The following is a 13,704-nucleotide window of genomic DNA, read 5'->3' on the forward strand; positions in this document are numbered from 1 at the left end:
TCATTCTGCGAAGCTGCTCACTCTACGAAGCGGTGGCGAGAACTTCGTCGAGCATGGTGTCGGCCTTGGCCTGGTCGGTTCCCTCGGCCAGAGCCAGCTCGCCGACGAGGATCTGACGTGCCTTGGCGAGCATCCGCTTCTCGCCTGCCGACAATCCACGATCCTGCTCGCGACGCCAGAGATCACGAACGACCTCTGCCACCTTGTTCACGTCACCGGAAGCCAGCTTCTCCAAGTTGGCCTTGTAGCGACGCGACCAGTTGGTGGGCTCTTCGGTGTGCGGTGCGCGCAGCACCTGAAAGACTTTGTCGAGGCCTTCTTGCCCGACGACATCGCGAACGCCGACGTACTCGGCATTGTCCGCGGGGACTCGAACGGTGAGGTCGCCTTGCGCGACCTTGAGAACCAAGTACTCTCTCGGTTCACCCTTGATGGTGCGTGTCTCTATCGCTTCGATCAGCGCCGCTCCGTGATGGGGGTAAACGACGGTGTCTCCGACCTTGAAAATCATGTGACAAGTGCCCCTTTCGATTTACCCAGAATACCACGCCCAATATCAACGGCGCAGGTCAGGGGCACAGCGCTGCCGAATCAGGGGTTGACACAGACGGTTCGACGTGTATCCGGGGCCACATTTCGGCCGCGGTCGTAACACCCCCGTTCCTTGCGGAAGGCTGCCCTACCTGGCGCATCGTGAGCAGTGGCGGACCCCACGAGCGGCCGGTGGACGAGAACTACTACTCTGCCTAGTGGACGAGATGGACCGAGCCGGCCCGGCACCACATGGAGGACGACCGAAGTGACTGCAATCGACGCTGCGACACCGCTTGGCCGCCATCGCAGAACGGCCGCCGCCCTCGCGCTTCTCGCTGGTGGCACCCTCGCACTCACGGCCTGCGGCGCAGGTCAGATTTCGCAGACGGCCACTCAGGTCGCGGCGGTCAACGGCAATTCCGCCGACGTCGGGGATATCCAGCTTCGCAACGTTCACGTGGTGTACCCCAACTCCGAGGAGTACAGCATCGAGCCCGGCGGCACCGTCGAGCTCGGCTTCACGGCCATCAACGCCAACCCCGCCGTCGCGGACGAGCTGACCGGGATCTCTTCTCCCGAGGCTCAGGTCACCATCGTCGACGAGGCAGAACCGGGCAGCACCGAGATCGCTCCGCTGACGGCGCTCGGTGCCGGATCGCCCGCCGACACTCAGCTGGACGATCCGCTGCTTCCGATCCAGCTCATCAAGGTCGAGATGGCCGACATCAGCGAGAACGTGCGCCCGGGCCTGACCCTGCCGGTCACCTTCCAGTTCGCGAACGCCGGCGACATTGTCGTCAACGTGCCCGTCGATGCCGGTCACGAACTCGAGCGCTCCGCAGAGGCAGTATCCGAGCACAGCGGCGGACACTGACCTTTCGGGTCGAGGTCTCGGGCCCCCATTTTTCGAGGTCACCGGACCTGTCGGTGCCGATCGTTAGGCTTCCGACGTGGTCAAACTGAAGTCGAGCTACCGCTGCTCCGCGTGTCATCATTCGGTCTCCAAGTGGGTCGGCCGGTGTCCCGAATGCGGTGACTGGGGCTCGATGGACGAGGTCCAAGCCACCGCAGCACCGCTCACGTCGCGTGCTGGTGCATCGGCGCTCCGCTCGGGCGGCGGCGCGATGATCCCGACGACGCCCGCAGCAGCACTGACGACCATCAGCAGCGCAACCTCGCAGGCGAACACCACCGGCATCGACGAATTCGATCGTGTTCTCGGCGGTGGCTTGGTGCCCGGTTCGGTCGTTCTGCTGGCCGGTGAGCCCGGTGTCGGCAAGTCGACGCTGCTGCTCGAGGTGGTGCATCGGTGGGCTCGTTCGGCTCCCGACCGCCGCGCGTTGTACGTCACCGGTGAGGAATCCGCGGGGCAGGTTCGGCTGCGGGCGGACCGTACCGGCGCGGTGCACGAACGCGTCTTCCTCGCCGCCGAGTCCGATCTCGCAACGGTGTTCGGCCACGTGGAACAGGTCAAGCCCAGCCTGCTGATCGTCGACTCGGTACAGACGATGCTCGCCGCCGACGTCGACGGCGTCATCGGCGGTGTCACCCAGGTCCGTGCCATCACCAGTGCGTTGACCACGCTGGCCAAGACCACCGGGGTCGCCGTTCTGCTCGTGGGACACGTGACGAAGGAAGGTGCGGTGGCAGGCCCGCGCTCGCTCGAACACCTCGTCGACGTGGTCCTCAACTTCGAGGGCGACAAGCACTCCACGCTCCGCATGATTCGCGGAGTCAAGAACCGGTTCGGTGCCTCGGACGAAGTGGGCTGCTTCGAGTTGCGGGAGACCGGAATAGTCGGCATCAGCGATCCCTCCGGGCTGTTCCTGCACCACCGCAACGACGCCGTCCCGGGGACGGCGGTCACCGTCACGATGGACGGCAAGAGGCCGTTGCTGGCCGAGCTGCAGGCACTGATCGTCGACACCGCGATGCCGTCACCACGACGCGCGGTCAGCGGACTCGATCACGCCCGTGTCGCGATGATTCTGGCCGTCCTGGAACGCCGGTGCGGGGTGAAAGTGTCCAAGGCCGAGGTCTATGCCGCGACGGTCGGTGGGATGCGCACGAGTGAGCCGTCCGCAGACCTGGCGCTGGCAGCTGCGGTGGCCTCGGCAGTGCGTGATCAACCGTTGCCCGCCGGGATGGTGATTCTGGGGGAAGTGGGGCTGGCCGGCGAGGTACGACGCGTCGCAGGGCTCGGGCGCCGCCTCGCCGAGGCGGCCAGATTGGGCTTCAACTACGCCATCGTTCCCGAGGACGCGGGCCCCATCCCGCCCGGTATCAAGGTCAAAACCGTCACCAACGTCGGTGAGGCCCTGACGTACACGCGTATGCGGCCGGTATGACACCGGGCGGTACCCTTTACCGCGCTGCCCGTGTGCAACGGCATTGCCTGCCTACGGCAGCGCGTTAGTCTTTGTTGGGCACGAGCTCCGGATCTGCCGCATGCCGTTACGACACGAGGGAGTTGGCCATGGAAGGCGCCGCGCAGTCCCCGGCGTTACGCGAGACCATCGCTCGACTGGCACCGGGCACCGCCCTGCGGGACGGTCTCGAGCGAATCCTGCGAGGTCGCACCGGCGGATTGATCGTCCTGGGCTACGACGAAGAGGTCGAGGCCATCTGCGACGGCGGGTTCGAGCTCGATGTCGAGTTCGCGCCGACGCGACTGCGCGAGCTGTCCAAAATGGATGGCGCAGTGGTGCTTTCGACCGACGGGCAGCGCATCGTTCGGGCCAACGTTCAGCTCGTCCCGGACCACAAGATTCCTACCGTCGAATCCGGCACCCGACACCGCGCGGCCGAGCGAACCGCGATGCAGACCGGGTATCCCGTTGTCTCCGTGAGCCAGTCGATGAGCATCGTCAGCGTCTACATCAGCGGCATCAGGCACGTCGTCGAGGGCTCTGCCACCATTCTCTCGCGCGCCAACCAGGCCGTCGCCACGCTCGAACGGTACAAGGCCCGGCTCGACGAGAACACCCGTCAACTCTCGGTCGTGGAGATCGAAGATTTCGTGACCCTGCGCGACGCATTGACCGTCGCCCAGCGCCTCGAGATGGTGCGACGGGTATCGGTGGAAATCGAGCAGAACGTCCTCGAGCTCGGCACCGACGGCCGTCAGCTCGCCCTCCAGCTCGAAGAGTTGTTGGGCGACAACGACATCGACCGTCAACTGATCGTGCGCGACTATCTCGCGGGCAACGAACCGTCGAGCACCACCGGCGTGGAGAAAGCGCTCGCGGCTCTGGACAAGCTGACCGACGTGGATCTGTTGGACCTGACGACTCTGGCCCGGGCCTTCGGTTATCCCGCGACCATCGAAGCGTTGGATACCCCGATGAGCCCGCGCGGTTATCGCGTACTGACGCGAGTACCGCGTTTGCAGTTCAGCCAGATTCACCGACTCGTAGGCGCATTCGGCACCTTGCAGGGCCTGCTCGCCGCCACCGCGGCCGATCTGCAGTCGGTCGACGGCATCGGCAGTCTGTGGGCCAGGCACATTCGAGAAGGACTGTCCCGCTTGGCAGAGGCCTCGATCTCCGGGCCCTACGACTAGGAAGCGCTACGACCGACACCCGGGAACACCGGGAACCGGTAGCCCTACCGCTTCTTGGTCCCCGGGAGGAAACCGGCGTCGATGACGGCTTTCACGTATGGCCGTGCGCTTGTGATCAGCTGCTCCGCATCCGGAACGGTCTTCCACACTGCCGAGGCCATGGCGTCGGTGCGATCCTCGATGTGCCGATCGAGAACTGTGCCGGCGTCGGTCAACGTCTCACCCTCCGCGGAAGTGGTGAGCAGTCCCCGGACGGCGAGTCGCTCTGCGGCCGAGTCCCATTCGCCCTCCGACCACTGTCGCGTCAGCTGCGTGATGCGCTTGCCGAGGGCTCGGCGTCCGGGCTGCGGTGTCGGGCGGACGGCTTCGTGGAACACCGCTGCTTCCACCGGGTCGAGTTCTGCGTCGACCAAGGCGGCAAGGTGTCCGTCGCCGCGCCATTCACGCAGCACGGTGATCGAATGCCACAGGGCGAGATGTGGCACGTCGGGTCGTTCGGTGGAATGCCATGCTGCCGCGAGCGGACGGCCGGCGAAGGACGCCGCGTCGCCGATGCTGCGCAGCCGCTCCGCGATGGTCGCAAGATCGGGCTCGGAGGCCAAGGGACCCAATGCTGTGCCGAGGACGGAGTCGAGCAGGGCCCACCGACGATCGGACACTGCATCCAGACCGACGGCCACAGCGGCCGGCCACGCCTGCTCGATCAACACCGGGTTGAAGTTGTAGAACGCAGCCGCGACGACGCTGGGTGCGCACGGACCCATCGGCGCGGCCCGTGCGCCCACGTACCAGGCATGACCGTCGAGTCCGGTGTCCTCGTACGCAGATCCGAGTTCCGGATTGAAGTACGCAGTCACATGGAAGGGTTCGAGCGTCGTGTAGGCCGCTCGGGCAAGCGCTGTCGGGGTGGTCATGAGGATCGACCGTACTCAGCCGGTGATGTTGAACGGTTCCGGCACGCTCTTGAGCTCGCCGAGCTGCGCGATGGCCTGGTATGCGCCGACGCCGACCGGGACGCGCTCTTCACCGCAGCCGGGAACAGAGTTGGTACCAGACCACTTCACCGTGAAGCCGGCCTGCTCACCGGGCTTGAAGGTTCGCAGATCCGATGCAGCGTTGGGGAAGCAGTCGATGTTGGACCAGATCCGCTGATTGTCGAGGGTGTACACGAGCGCCTGCTGCAGCCCGGCACCGACGTCGCGCTGGCACTCCGCCGAACCGATGTTGGTGATCACGACGGTGAACACGGGCTCTTCGCCGAGGCGATAGGTGGCCTTCTCGGGCGTCACCTTGATGGCGAGCGACTGATCCGGGCACTGGTTGGCGATCGCGGGAGCGGGCGCACCACTGGTCGTTGCTGCTGCCGTGGCACCGCCTGCCGCGGAGTCGGAACCGCCGCCCGAACCACCGGACCCACCGGAACCGCCCGATCCCTCACCCGAACCACCGGAGCCGCCCGAACCGCCGGGTGTAGCAGACGAGCTGGGCGACGGTAGCGCGGACGTGGTGGCCGGAGCTGCGACCCCGGCCGGAGCGGCCTCGGGGTCGTCGGAACGGCCGCTCAGCGAGGCGATGAACCACACGATCAAGCCGAGGACGACAACGGCCGCACCGATGGCGAGTGCGCGGCGTCGCCAGTAGATTTCGGGAGGCAATGGCCCGGTCGGTTCCAACACGAATCAACCGTATGCGGCCGAAGCCACGCTATCCCTGAGCCCACGCGGCGTGTCGCACCGGCGAACGGGCTTTCGAGGGCTGCCGGACCGTCAGGCGGGCTGTTCGACGGTTCAGGCCGGCTGTTCGCCGATGTCGCCGATGACCTCGCGAAGCTGCGCGCGCCCCTTGGACAGCTGGTACGTGAGTCCGACGATCGCCAGATCGCCGGCTTCGACCTTCTCGGCGACGATGCGCGAACGCTGCATCAGCAGGTTGCCGGTTTCCTGGACGTGCCGCGCCTCGAACTCGTCGACGGCTTCGTGGCCGTCGCGTCGGGCCGAGAGCACCGACGGGGTGACGCGCTCGACGACGTCGCGGATGTAGCCTCCGGGCACGTCACCGCTTTCGAGTGCGTCGACGGTCGCCTGGACGGCACCGCAGTGGTCATGACCGAGCACGACGATCAGCGGAGCATTGAGCACCGCGACGCCGTACTCGATGGAGCCCAGAACGGCGGAATCGACGACGTGGCCGGCGGTGCGAACGACGAACATGTCGCCGAGGCCCTGATCGAAGATGATCTCGGCGGCGACACGTGAGTCGGCGCAGCCGAACAGGATGGCCCCGGGGTGCTGAGCGCTCTCGAGCCGGGCGCGATCCTCGATCCCCTGCGACGGATGCAGGACCTCTCCGGAGACGAACCGTTGGTTGCCTTCCTTGAGTGACTTCCAGGCAGCGATCGGATTCGAAGCAGGCATAGCTCTCATTGTGCATGCGCGGCGGGTTACCGGCGAGTCGGGTGCACGCGCGGCGGGTTACCGGCGAGTCGGGTGCACGCACAGCGGGTTACCGGCGAGTCGGGTGCACGCGCGGCGGGTTACCGGCGAGTCGGGTTCACTACTGTTGGTATCCGTCACAGACGCGAGAAGAAGGGCGCACAGTTGCCGATCGATGCCGAGGCCCTGCTCGGGTGGTTCGATACCGACGGACGCGACCTGCCGTGGCGTCGTCCGGGAGTGACCGCATGGCAGATCCTGATGAGCGAGATCATGCTGCAGCAGACGCCCGTCGTGCGGGTGGCTCCCATCTGGGAGCAGTGGGTGCAGCGGTGGCCGGTTCCCTCGGCGATGGCCGCGTCGTCGCAGGCCGAGGTACTGCGGGCGTGGGGGAAGCTGGGGTACCCGCGTCGAGCATTACGTCTGCACGAGTGTTCTCGGGTGCTCGCCGAGGACTACGGCGACGAGGTTCCGCGTGACGTCGACACCCTGCTCGGTCTGCCCGGCATCGGGGCCTACACGGCCAGGGCGGTGGCGACTTTCGCCTACGGCCAGCGAGTTCCGGTGGTGGACACCAATGTTCGACGCGTCGTCGCGCGTGCGTTGCACGGCAACGCCGAGCCCGGAAACCCCTCGACGACAAGGGATTTGGCCGACGTGGAACAACTGCTTCCGGTCAGCGTGCCCCGCGCCGCCCGGTATTCGGCGGCGTTGATGGAGCTCGGCGCGCTCATCTGCACCGCCAAGAATCCGGCGTGCCTGCTGTGCCCACTTCCCGAGTGCGCCTGGATCGAGGCCGGGCGGCCTGCGCACACCGGCCCGGCGAAGAGGGTGCAGAAGTTCGCCGGAACCGATCGACAGGTACGCGGCAAACTGATGTCGGTGTTGCGGGAGAGCACCGGGCCGGTGGAGCGGGCCCAGCTCGACATCGTCTGGCCCACCGACCCCACCCAGCGTGACCGCGCGTTGGACTCACTGCTGACCGACGGCTTGATCGAGCAGACCGAATCGGGATTGTTCGCGCTGGCCGGTGAGGGTTCGGACGGCTAGGACGCCAGAAACTCCACCAGAGCCGCATTGACCGCATCGGGTCGTTCGATGTAGCCGAAGTGGCCCGTATCGGCAATTTCGACGTAGCGCGCGCCCGGTATCGCCGCCGCCACCTCTCGGCACTGCTGCACGGGAATGAGCCGGTCATCGGCGAATCCGACGACGAGCGACTTGGCCGAAATTCGGCGATACGCCGTCAATCGGTCTGTGCCGGCGCGCATTTCGAGTCCGATCTGCGCCCGCATGCCGGCCGTCTTCTTGCCGCCGGAGTATTCGAGCACCGCCAGCCAGTCGCCGATCGCTGCCTCGTCGGCCAAGGTCTTGGGCGAGAAGTTCTGCATCGCAGTCATCGCCGCCCGGTACGAGGCCGGAAGTTCGACCCGGGCGTCGAACAGATCCTTCTCGCCCTTCGTCAACTGCTGACGCATCGTGGTGTTTCTGCCGTAGGTGGCCATCATCACTGCGTGCGACACCAGATCCGGCCGCGCCAACGCCAATTCCTGGGTGACGCGTGCGCCCATCGACGTGCCGACGACGCGAACCTTTCCGCCGCCGAGGTGCTCGATCAAGGCGGCGGTGTCTGCGACCAGGTCGTCGAGCGTCATTCCCTGCGCACACTCGGACGACGGTGCGATACCGCGATTGTCGAATGTGACCACGCGATATCCGCTCTTGACCAGGGCGGGAACTTGGTGGGTTCGCCAGACGCGGCCCGGGCTTCCCGTTCCCATCACCAGAACCACGAGCGGTCCGTCACCGGTGACGTCGTAGTTCAGGTCGATTCCGTTGAGCTGTGCGAGCGGCATTCGGATGATCCTAGTGTGCGCAGGAACCCCTCGACGGCGTCGCGATACCGCTCCGGGGCTTCGTCGTGAACGAGATGCGCCGCACCCTCGACTCGGACGAATACCGATCCGGGCTTGGCCGAGTGCATTCGGCTCATCTGGCCGGCCGGTGTGATGGTGTGCTCGCCTTCGATCAACAGAACCGGAGCACGGACGGCATCCCATTCGTTCCAGAAGTGCCGAGTTCCCCACTCCTGCGAGATCGCCTCGAACGTGTCGACGTCACCGTGCAGTCGCCAGCCGTCGTCGCCGAGCTCGAACGAATCCAGAAAGTACTGTCCGGCAACATCTCCGAAGAAGGCACGTACCGCGTCGGCGTCCGGGAACGGTTGCGGCCACGCCCGGATCATCGCCGCCCAGCCGTCCGCCGTTCGGCCGCGAAAGTCCGGCGCGATGTCTTCGACGACGAGCGCAGTCACCAGATCGGGTCGCCGCGCAGCCGCACACCAGCCGTGCAGCGCGCCCATCGAATGACCGACCAGCACACTGGGACCCACCGTTTCGAGGTGCTCGATCAGGTCGTCCACGAACGCCTCGGTCGTCAGTTCGGGCGGCGGAGGCCGACGGTGGCCCGGGGCGTCGTAGGTGTGCACCCGCCCGAATTCTCGGATCCACGGAATCTGGCGTCGCCACGTCGCCGCACTGCCCATCAGCCCGTGCAGCAGCAGTATCGAACGGCCGGATCCACCCTCGTCGTAGAGCATCACCGCCGAGCATATCGGCGGGGTAGTCTCCCGAGAATGGCCATTGTGAAGATCAATGCAATCGACGTACCCGAGGGCGCAGGCCCCGAGCTCGAAAAGCGCTTCGCCGCGCGTGCCGGAACGGTCGACGGTTCGCCCGGTTTTCTCGGGTTCCAATTGCTCCGTCCGGTCAAGGGCGAGACACGCTATTTCGTCGTCACCCAGTGGGAGGACGAGGAGTCGTTCCAGGCCTGGTCCGGTGGCCCGTCACGGCAGGCGCACGCCGGCTCCGGCGAGAGCAAGCCGGTCGCGTCGGGTGCGTCGCTGCTGGAGTTCGAGGTCGTGCTGGACGTGCCCGCCACCTCGTGACGGCGCAGTTCGTCGTCAGATGGGCTGACGGGCGAGCTCCCACTCCAGTCTGGTGGGCATGTCGGAATCGAGTTTGAGAACGGCGTCGAACAACAGCTCGGCAGGCATCGGACGACCGAGGTAGAAGCCTTGTGCCGCATCGCAACCCAGCCGACGAAGCGCGTCGAGGGTGCCGGCATCCTCGACGCCTTCTGCCATGACTCGCACGCCGAGGCTCCGAGCCAGGTCGATGGTCGAACGAACTATGGACGCGTCGGTGTCGTCGGAGTTCATTTTCGAGACGAACGAGCGGTCGATCTTGAGGGTCTGCACCGGCAGGGTCTGCAGGTAGGCCAGCGAGCTGTAACCGGTCCCGTAATCGTCGATGGCAAGAGTCACCCCGAGGCTGCGCAACGAGGTCAACGCAGCCACCGATCGCACCGGGTCGGTCATCGCGGTGGTTTCGGTGACCTCGAATTCCAGGGCGTGCGCCGGTACCGAATGTTTCGTCAGTGCCGCGGCGACCTGCTCGGTCAGCGTCTCGTCGAGAAGGTTCCGAACCGAAAGATTCACCGAGACAGACAGAGTGACACCCCGCCGTCGTAGTGCGCTGCACTGCGCGAGCGCCTCGTCGAGTACGAGTGCAGTGATGGCGGGCAACATACCGGTGCGCTCGGCATCGGGTAGAAACGTCGACGGCCCGATCAGTCCCTCACGTGGGTGCAGCCACCGCAGCAGAGCCTCGACGCGGTCGACGCTGCCCGACTCGAGATCCAGACACGGTTGGAAGAACACCCGGAGCTGATGGTCACGGATCGCCGTGTCGAGCTCGCCCAACAGTCGCATCTGATCGTGCCGGTTTCGGTCCATGTCGGGCTCGTACAGACCGATGCGAGCATGGCCTGCTTTTGCCGACGTCAACGCCACATGAGCACGCTGCAACATCGCCTCGCCGTCGACACCGTTCGTTCCCGACTCCCCCGAACACTCCTCGAACGCCGCTATCCCCACGGCCGCGTCGAGGGCGACGTTGATGTCGTGCACGAACATCGTTCTGCTGACCGCGAATTGGAGTCGTTGCGCCATGTCGAAGATGTCGGTCCGGCCCGGCAGCCGACGCATCGCGACGACGAACTGATCGCCTCCCAGTCGCCCCACCAGATCGTCGGATCGCACCGAGGCGACGAGGCGATGGCCGATCTCGCGGAGCACGCTGTCGCCCACGCTGTAGCCGAACGTCTCGTTGATCTGAGCGAAACGATCGATGTCGACCACGAGCGTGAAGACGTCCGAATCACCGCGTGTGACGAGCATCGCGTCGAGCCGCTCGCGAAGGAGGCGACGGTTGCCCAGTCCGGTGACCGCGTCCGTTCGTGCCACGTTCTCGAGCACCGAAGCCTGTCTGCGCAGCGTTCCGAGGAAGCACGCCATCCTGGCTCCGACCAGAGAGATGACCAACACAGAGGACAGCACGATCACCCAACCCCACTGCGCGACGGGCACTCCGCGAGCCAGTTGCACGGCCATGGCCACCGGGGTGACGGCAACCGCAAGACCCAGACCGACGAATCGTGCCCGCCCGAATCCGAACGGACCGGGACGCTCGATGCGGGCGACCGCCTGTTTCGGCACGAACAGCGCAACGACCCCGAAGCACACGTAGGCCGCCAGCCACAGCGTGTTCGGAAGTAGCGAGCGGTAGAGCTCGACATCGCCGATCCGAGAGAAGGTGACGAAGTCGGACACGGCCATGAGCACTGTGCCGATCGTGGCAGCTACGACAGGGACTCCGGTCGATCGCGTCAACAGATAGAGACTGCCGATGAGAGTCAGCAAGAACGCATCGACGGTCATATATACGGTCGCAGGCAAGAACGAGAGCATCGAGGCCGCTGACCCCGTCCAGTCGCCGGGAACGACGAGCATCCACGCGGCCAGACCGACGCCCACCGCCACCACCAGACATTCGAGCAGCTCTTCCAGACCGAAAACGAGCCCGTTCTCGTCGGCCGCACGCGCGAATCCCACAGCGATGATCACGTACCCGGCCAGAAACAGCACGTCCGCAGCCGAGAAGGTCGAGACCCGACCGCCGCCGTATTGCATCAGGGCGACCAACCCGTCGCCCACGCCCCAGCAGCCGACACCGACGGCCATGTACTTCCACGTTCGCCGATCCGGACCGTTCTCGCGCAGGTACCGGCACACGAATGCAGACACTGTGGCCAGGACCACGATTGCGAAGACGATGTCGCGGGGTATTCCCGGCGGGGCTGCGATGTGGGCTGCAACTGCAAGAGCACCCAGACCTAGGAAGCGCGTCCACAACATGGTGGGCACATCCTTCCTAGGCTGGTCGTTACATTCCCCGAAGGTATGCAACAGCCGATCTAACCCGATGCTTGACCTCGATTCGGCGCCGAACCATCCGTGGATGGGTCGATTCACGAACTATCCCAAACCTGACGACGGTTCGCCAGTCTCACATCGGGTGATCCGCTCGTCAGCCTTCCAGCGCGGCATCCAGCGTGATCTCGACGCCGGTGAGGGCCTTACTGACCGGGCAGGTCTCCTTCGCGGCCTGCGCCGCCTTCGCGAACCCGTCGGCGTCGAGCCCGTCCACCTCGCCACGGACGGTCAGTTTGATACCGGTGAGCTTGAAACCGGGCTGGTCCGGACCGAGCGAGACATCAGCAGTCACTTCGAGACTCTGCGGGGTACCGCCCGCTTCGGCGATCAGCGCCGACAATTGCATTGCGTAGCAACTCGAATGAGCCGCCGCGATCAATTCTTCCGGGCTGGTGGTGCCGTCTGCATTCTCGGCGGCACGCTTGGGAAACGACACGTCGAACGTCGCTGCACCCGAACTGGACAGCTCCACCTGGCCGGAACCTTGTTCGAGAGTTCCATTCCAAGCGGTGCGTGAGGTACGTGTTGGCATCGAACCGAGTCCTTTCGTCGTCGACCCTTCATAGGGCCGATACTCAGGCTAACGTCGGCGGGGTGACCGGGCCATCGAGTGCGGAAATCTCGAGATGACGAGCAAGCGATCGACCAGTTGGCTGCGGCGAACAGCGGTGATCGTTTCGGGGGTACTGATCTGGGGAGTCGCGCTGTCGGCACCCGCCGTCGCCGATCCCCTGTCGGACTTCTACGACGTGCCGGTGGAATCGACGGGACATTCGCCCGGCGATGTGGTGCGAATACGACCGATGAACTCGCCCAAAGGTTTCGGGCTCGGCTTCGACATCGAACGAATCCTGTACACCTCCACCGATACGCACGGCGAACCGATGACCGTCTCCGGGTACACGATGACCCCCACCGCGCCGTGGCCCGGCCCCGGACCGCGACCGGTGATGGCCTACGCGCCCGGCACGTCCGGGATGGCCGATCGCTGCGCCGGATCGGCGGTTCTCGGCACCGTCGGCTCGTCCCCCGCCATCCTGCCGCTACTGCTGGCCGGATATCGCGTCGTAGCGACCGACTACCAGGGACTCGGCACTCCGGGCGGGCACACGTATCTGAACCGTCTGGCCTCGGGACACGCCTTGCTCGACGTGGCCAGAACCGCCGGCGACGCCCCCGTGGTTCTGTACGGATACTCCGAAGGCGGGTTCGCCTCTGCCTCGGCGGCCGAACTCGCCGCCGCCTACGCCCCGGAGTTGAATATCGTCGGCGCTTACGTCGGCGCGCCACCCGCGGATCCGACGCTGAACATCGAGCCCCTCGACGGCACCACCCTCGGCAGCGCCGTCCTGTTCGCGGTCGACGGCATGATCAACGCCTACCCCGAACATGGCGACGAGATCCGAAGCGTGTTCGACGCCGACGGCACCGCGCTGCTCGACGCCGCACAGAACTGGTGCAGCACGGACCGCGCAGCGAACGACGCCGTCGACACAAGAGCGCTGACCCGCGACGGACACCCACTCACCGCGCACCTCGACGACCCTGGTGTTTCGCAGGTGATCGACGCGAACACCGTCGGCCGAATCGCACCGAGCATGCCGGTCTACCTGTCGCACGGCGTCGCCGACGACGTCGTACCGATCGAGCAGTCCCGCACTCTGCTCGAACGCTGGCAGGCACTCGGTGCCGACGTCACCTACCGCGAATACGACTTTCCGGCCCTCCCGATGACGGGCGCGAACCATGCACCCGGAGCCCTGGCCGCATACGCCGACATACTGCCCTGGATCGCCGACCTCGTTCACGAAAGCGACGCCTGATCTCAGCACCGAAATCAG

General features: G+C 65.8%; 14 protein-coding genes. 6 read left to right on the forward strand and 8 right to left on the reverse strand.

From position 1 onward, the window contains the following. Positions 1-22 precede the first annotated feature (22 nt). On the reverse strand, positions 23-511 hold the full coding sequence (locus E4P29_RS02845; RefSeq protein WP_027494344.1) for a CarD family transcriptional regulator: 489 nt from the start codon (positions 509-511) through the stop codon (positions 23-25). 288 nt (positions 512-799) lie between these two features. Here E4P29_RS02845 and E4P29_RS02850 point away from each other — a divergent pair, with 288 nt between their 5' ends. The 3 genes from E4P29_RS02850 to disA all read left to right on the forward strand — a co-directional run bounded on the left by E4P29_RS02850 (position 800) and on the right by disA (position 4,096). Next, positions 800-1,408, forward strand: coding sequence for a hypothetical protein (locus E4P29_RS02850; protein WP_135041681.1), 609 nt, complete (start codon positions 800-802; stop codon positions 1,406-1,408). Between the two features lie 76 nt (positions 1,409-1,484). Further along, a complete protein-coding gene (gene radA / locus E4P29_RS02855) occupies positions 1,485-2,882 on the forward strand; it encodes a DNA repair protein RadA (protein ID WP_027494346.1) in 1,398 nt (465 codons plus the stop codon). A 128-nt stretch (positions 2,883-3,010) separates the two neighbouring features. After that, a complete protein-coding gene (gene disA / locus E4P29_RS02860) occupies positions 3,011-4,096 on the forward strand; it encodes a DNA integrity scanning diadenylate cyclase DisA (RefSeq protein WP_135041683.1) in 1,086 nt (361 codons plus the stop codon). 44 nt (positions 4,097-4,140) lie between these two features. On the opposite strand, the gene E4P29_RS02865 is transcribed toward disA, so the two are convergent. The 3 genes from E4P29_RS02865 to E4P29_RS02875 all read right to left on the reverse strand — a co-directional run bounded on the left by E4P29_RS02865 (position 4,141) and on the right by E4P29_RS02875 (position 6,510). Beyond that, entirely contained in the window at positions 4,141-5,010 is an 870-nt protein-coding gene (locus E4P29_RS02865; protein WP_209205271.1) for a hypothetical protein, read from the reverse strand. A gap of 15 nt (positions 5,011-5,025) precedes the next feature. Further along, entirely contained in the window at positions 5,026-5,772 is a 747-nt protein-coding gene (locus E4P29_RS02870) for a hypothetical protein (RefSeq protein ID WP_135041688.1), read from the reverse strand. Between the two features lie 111 nt (positions 5,773-5,883). Continuing rightward, positions 5,884-6,510 (reverse strand): carbonic anhydrase, encoded by a 627-nt coding sequence (locus E4P29_RS02875; RefSeq protein WP_135041690.1) that lies wholly within the window; start codon positions 6,508-6,510, stop codon positions 5,884-5,886. A gap of 183 nt (positions 6,511-6,693) precedes the next feature. Between E4P29_RS02875 and E4P29_RS02880 the strand changes: the two genes are divergently transcribed. Continuing rightward, a complete protein-coding gene (locus E4P29_RS02880; protein ID WP_135041692.1) occupies positions 6,694-7,578 on the forward strand; it encodes an A/G-specific adenine glycosylase in 885 nt (294 codons plus the stop codon). On the opposite strand, the gene E4P29_RS02885 is transcribed toward E4P29_RS02880, so the two are convergent. Together E4P29_RS02885 and E4P29_RS02890 are read right to left on the reverse strand one after the other, a co-directional pair. Then, entirely contained in the window at positions 7,575-8,384 is an 810-nt protein-coding gene (locus tag E4P29_RS02885) for an alpha/beta hydrolase (protein WP_135041694.1), read from the reverse strand. The two genes, E4P29_RS02880 and E4P29_RS02885, sit on opposite strands and share 4 nt — an antisense overlap. Further along, a complete protein-coding gene (locus E4P29_RS02890) occupies positions 8,351-9,127 on the reverse strand; it encodes an alpha/beta hydrolase (RefSeq protein ID WP_135041696.1) in 777 nt (258 codons plus the stop codon). Before E4P29_RS02890 ends, E4P29_RS02885 begins: the two co-directional genes overlap by 34 nt. Positions 9,128-9,163: 36 nt before the next feature. Here E4P29_RS02890 and E4P29_RS02895 point away from each other — a divergent pair, with 36 nt between their 5' ends. Beyond that, on the forward strand, positions 9,164-9,475 hold the full coding sequence (locus E4P29_RS02895; protein WP_027494354.1) for an antibiotic biosynthesis monooxygenase: 312 nt from the start codon (positions 9,164-9,166) through the stop codon (positions 9,473-9,475). A 15-nt stretch (positions 9,476-9,490) separates the two neighbouring features. On the opposite strand, the gene E4P29_RS02900 is transcribed toward E4P29_RS02895, so the two are convergent. Further along, positions 9,491-11,785 (reverse strand): bifunctional diguanylate cyclase/phosphodiesterase, encoded by a 2,295-nt coding sequence (locus E4P29_RS02900; protein WP_245154136.1) that lies wholly within the window; start codon positions 11,783-11,785, stop codon positions 9,491-9,493. Between the two features lie 172 nt (positions 11,786-11,957). Continuing rightward, positions 11,958-12,395 carry an OsmC family protein gene (locus E4P29_RS02905; protein WP_027494355.1) on the reverse strand — a complete coding sequence of 146 codons (438 nt, stop codon included), beginning with the start codon at positions 12,393-12,395 and terminating at the stop codon, positions 11,958-11,960. Positions 12,396-12,489: 94 nt separating this feature from the next. On the opposite strand from E4P29_RS02905, the gene E4P29_RS02910 reads away from it, so the two are divergent. After that, positions 12,490-13,686 carry a lipase family protein gene (locus E4P29_RS02910; protein ID WP_135041701.1) on the forward strand — a complete coding sequence of 399 codons (1,197 nt, stop codon included), beginning with the start codon at positions 12,490-12,492 and terminating at the stop codon, positions 13,684-13,686. Positions 13,687-13,704: the final 18 nt, after the last annotated feature.

Source organism: Rhodococcus sp. 1R11 (assembly GCF_004563845.1).
Taxonomy (GTDB): Bacteria; Actinomycetota; Actinomycetes; order Mycobacteriales; family Mycobacteriaceae; genus Rhodococcoides.

Bases quoted from the DNA above. Each gene is read 5' to 3' on its own strand.
- E4P29_RS02845 (WP_027494344.1), bottom strand. From the start codon at position 511: ATGATTTTCAAGGTCGGAGACACCGTCGTTTACCCCCATCACGGAGCG.
- disA (WP_135041683.1), top strand. From the start codon at position 3,011: ATGGAAGGCGCCGCGCAGTCCCCGGCGTTACGCGAGACCATCGCTCGA.
- E4P29_RS02865 (WP_209205271.1), bottom strand. From the start codon at position 5,010: ATGACCACCCCGACAGCGCTTGCCCGAGCGGCCTACACGACGCTCGAA.
- E4P29_RS02875 (WP_135041690.1), bottom strand. From the start codon at position 6,510: ATGCCTGCTTCGAATCCGATCGCTGCCTGGAAGTCACTCAAGGAAGGC.
- E4P29_RS02885 (WP_135041694.1), bottom strand. From the start codon at position 8,384: ATGCCGCTCGCACAGCTCAACGGAATCGACCTGAACTACGACGTCACC.
- E4P29_RS02890 (WP_135041696.1), bottom strand. From the start codon at position 9,127: ATGCTCTACGACGAGGGTGGATCCGGCCGTTCGATACTGCTGCTGCAC.
- E4P29_RS02895 (WP_027494354.1), top strand. From the start codon at position 9,164: ATGGCCATTGTGAAGATCAATGCAATCGACGTACCCGAGGGCGCAGGC.
- E4P29_RS02900 (WP_245154136.1), bottom strand. From the start codon at position 11,785: ATGTTGTGGACGCGCTTCCTAGGTCTGGGTGCTCTTGCAGTTGCAGCC.
- E4P29_RS02905 (WP_027494355.1), bottom strand. From the start codon at position 12,395: ATGCCAACACGTACCTCACGCACCGCTTGGAATGGAACTCTCGAACAA.
- E4P29_RS02910 (WP_135041701.1), top strand. From the start codon at position 12,490: ATGACGAGCAAGCGATCGACCAGTTGGCTGCGGCGAACAGCGGTGATC.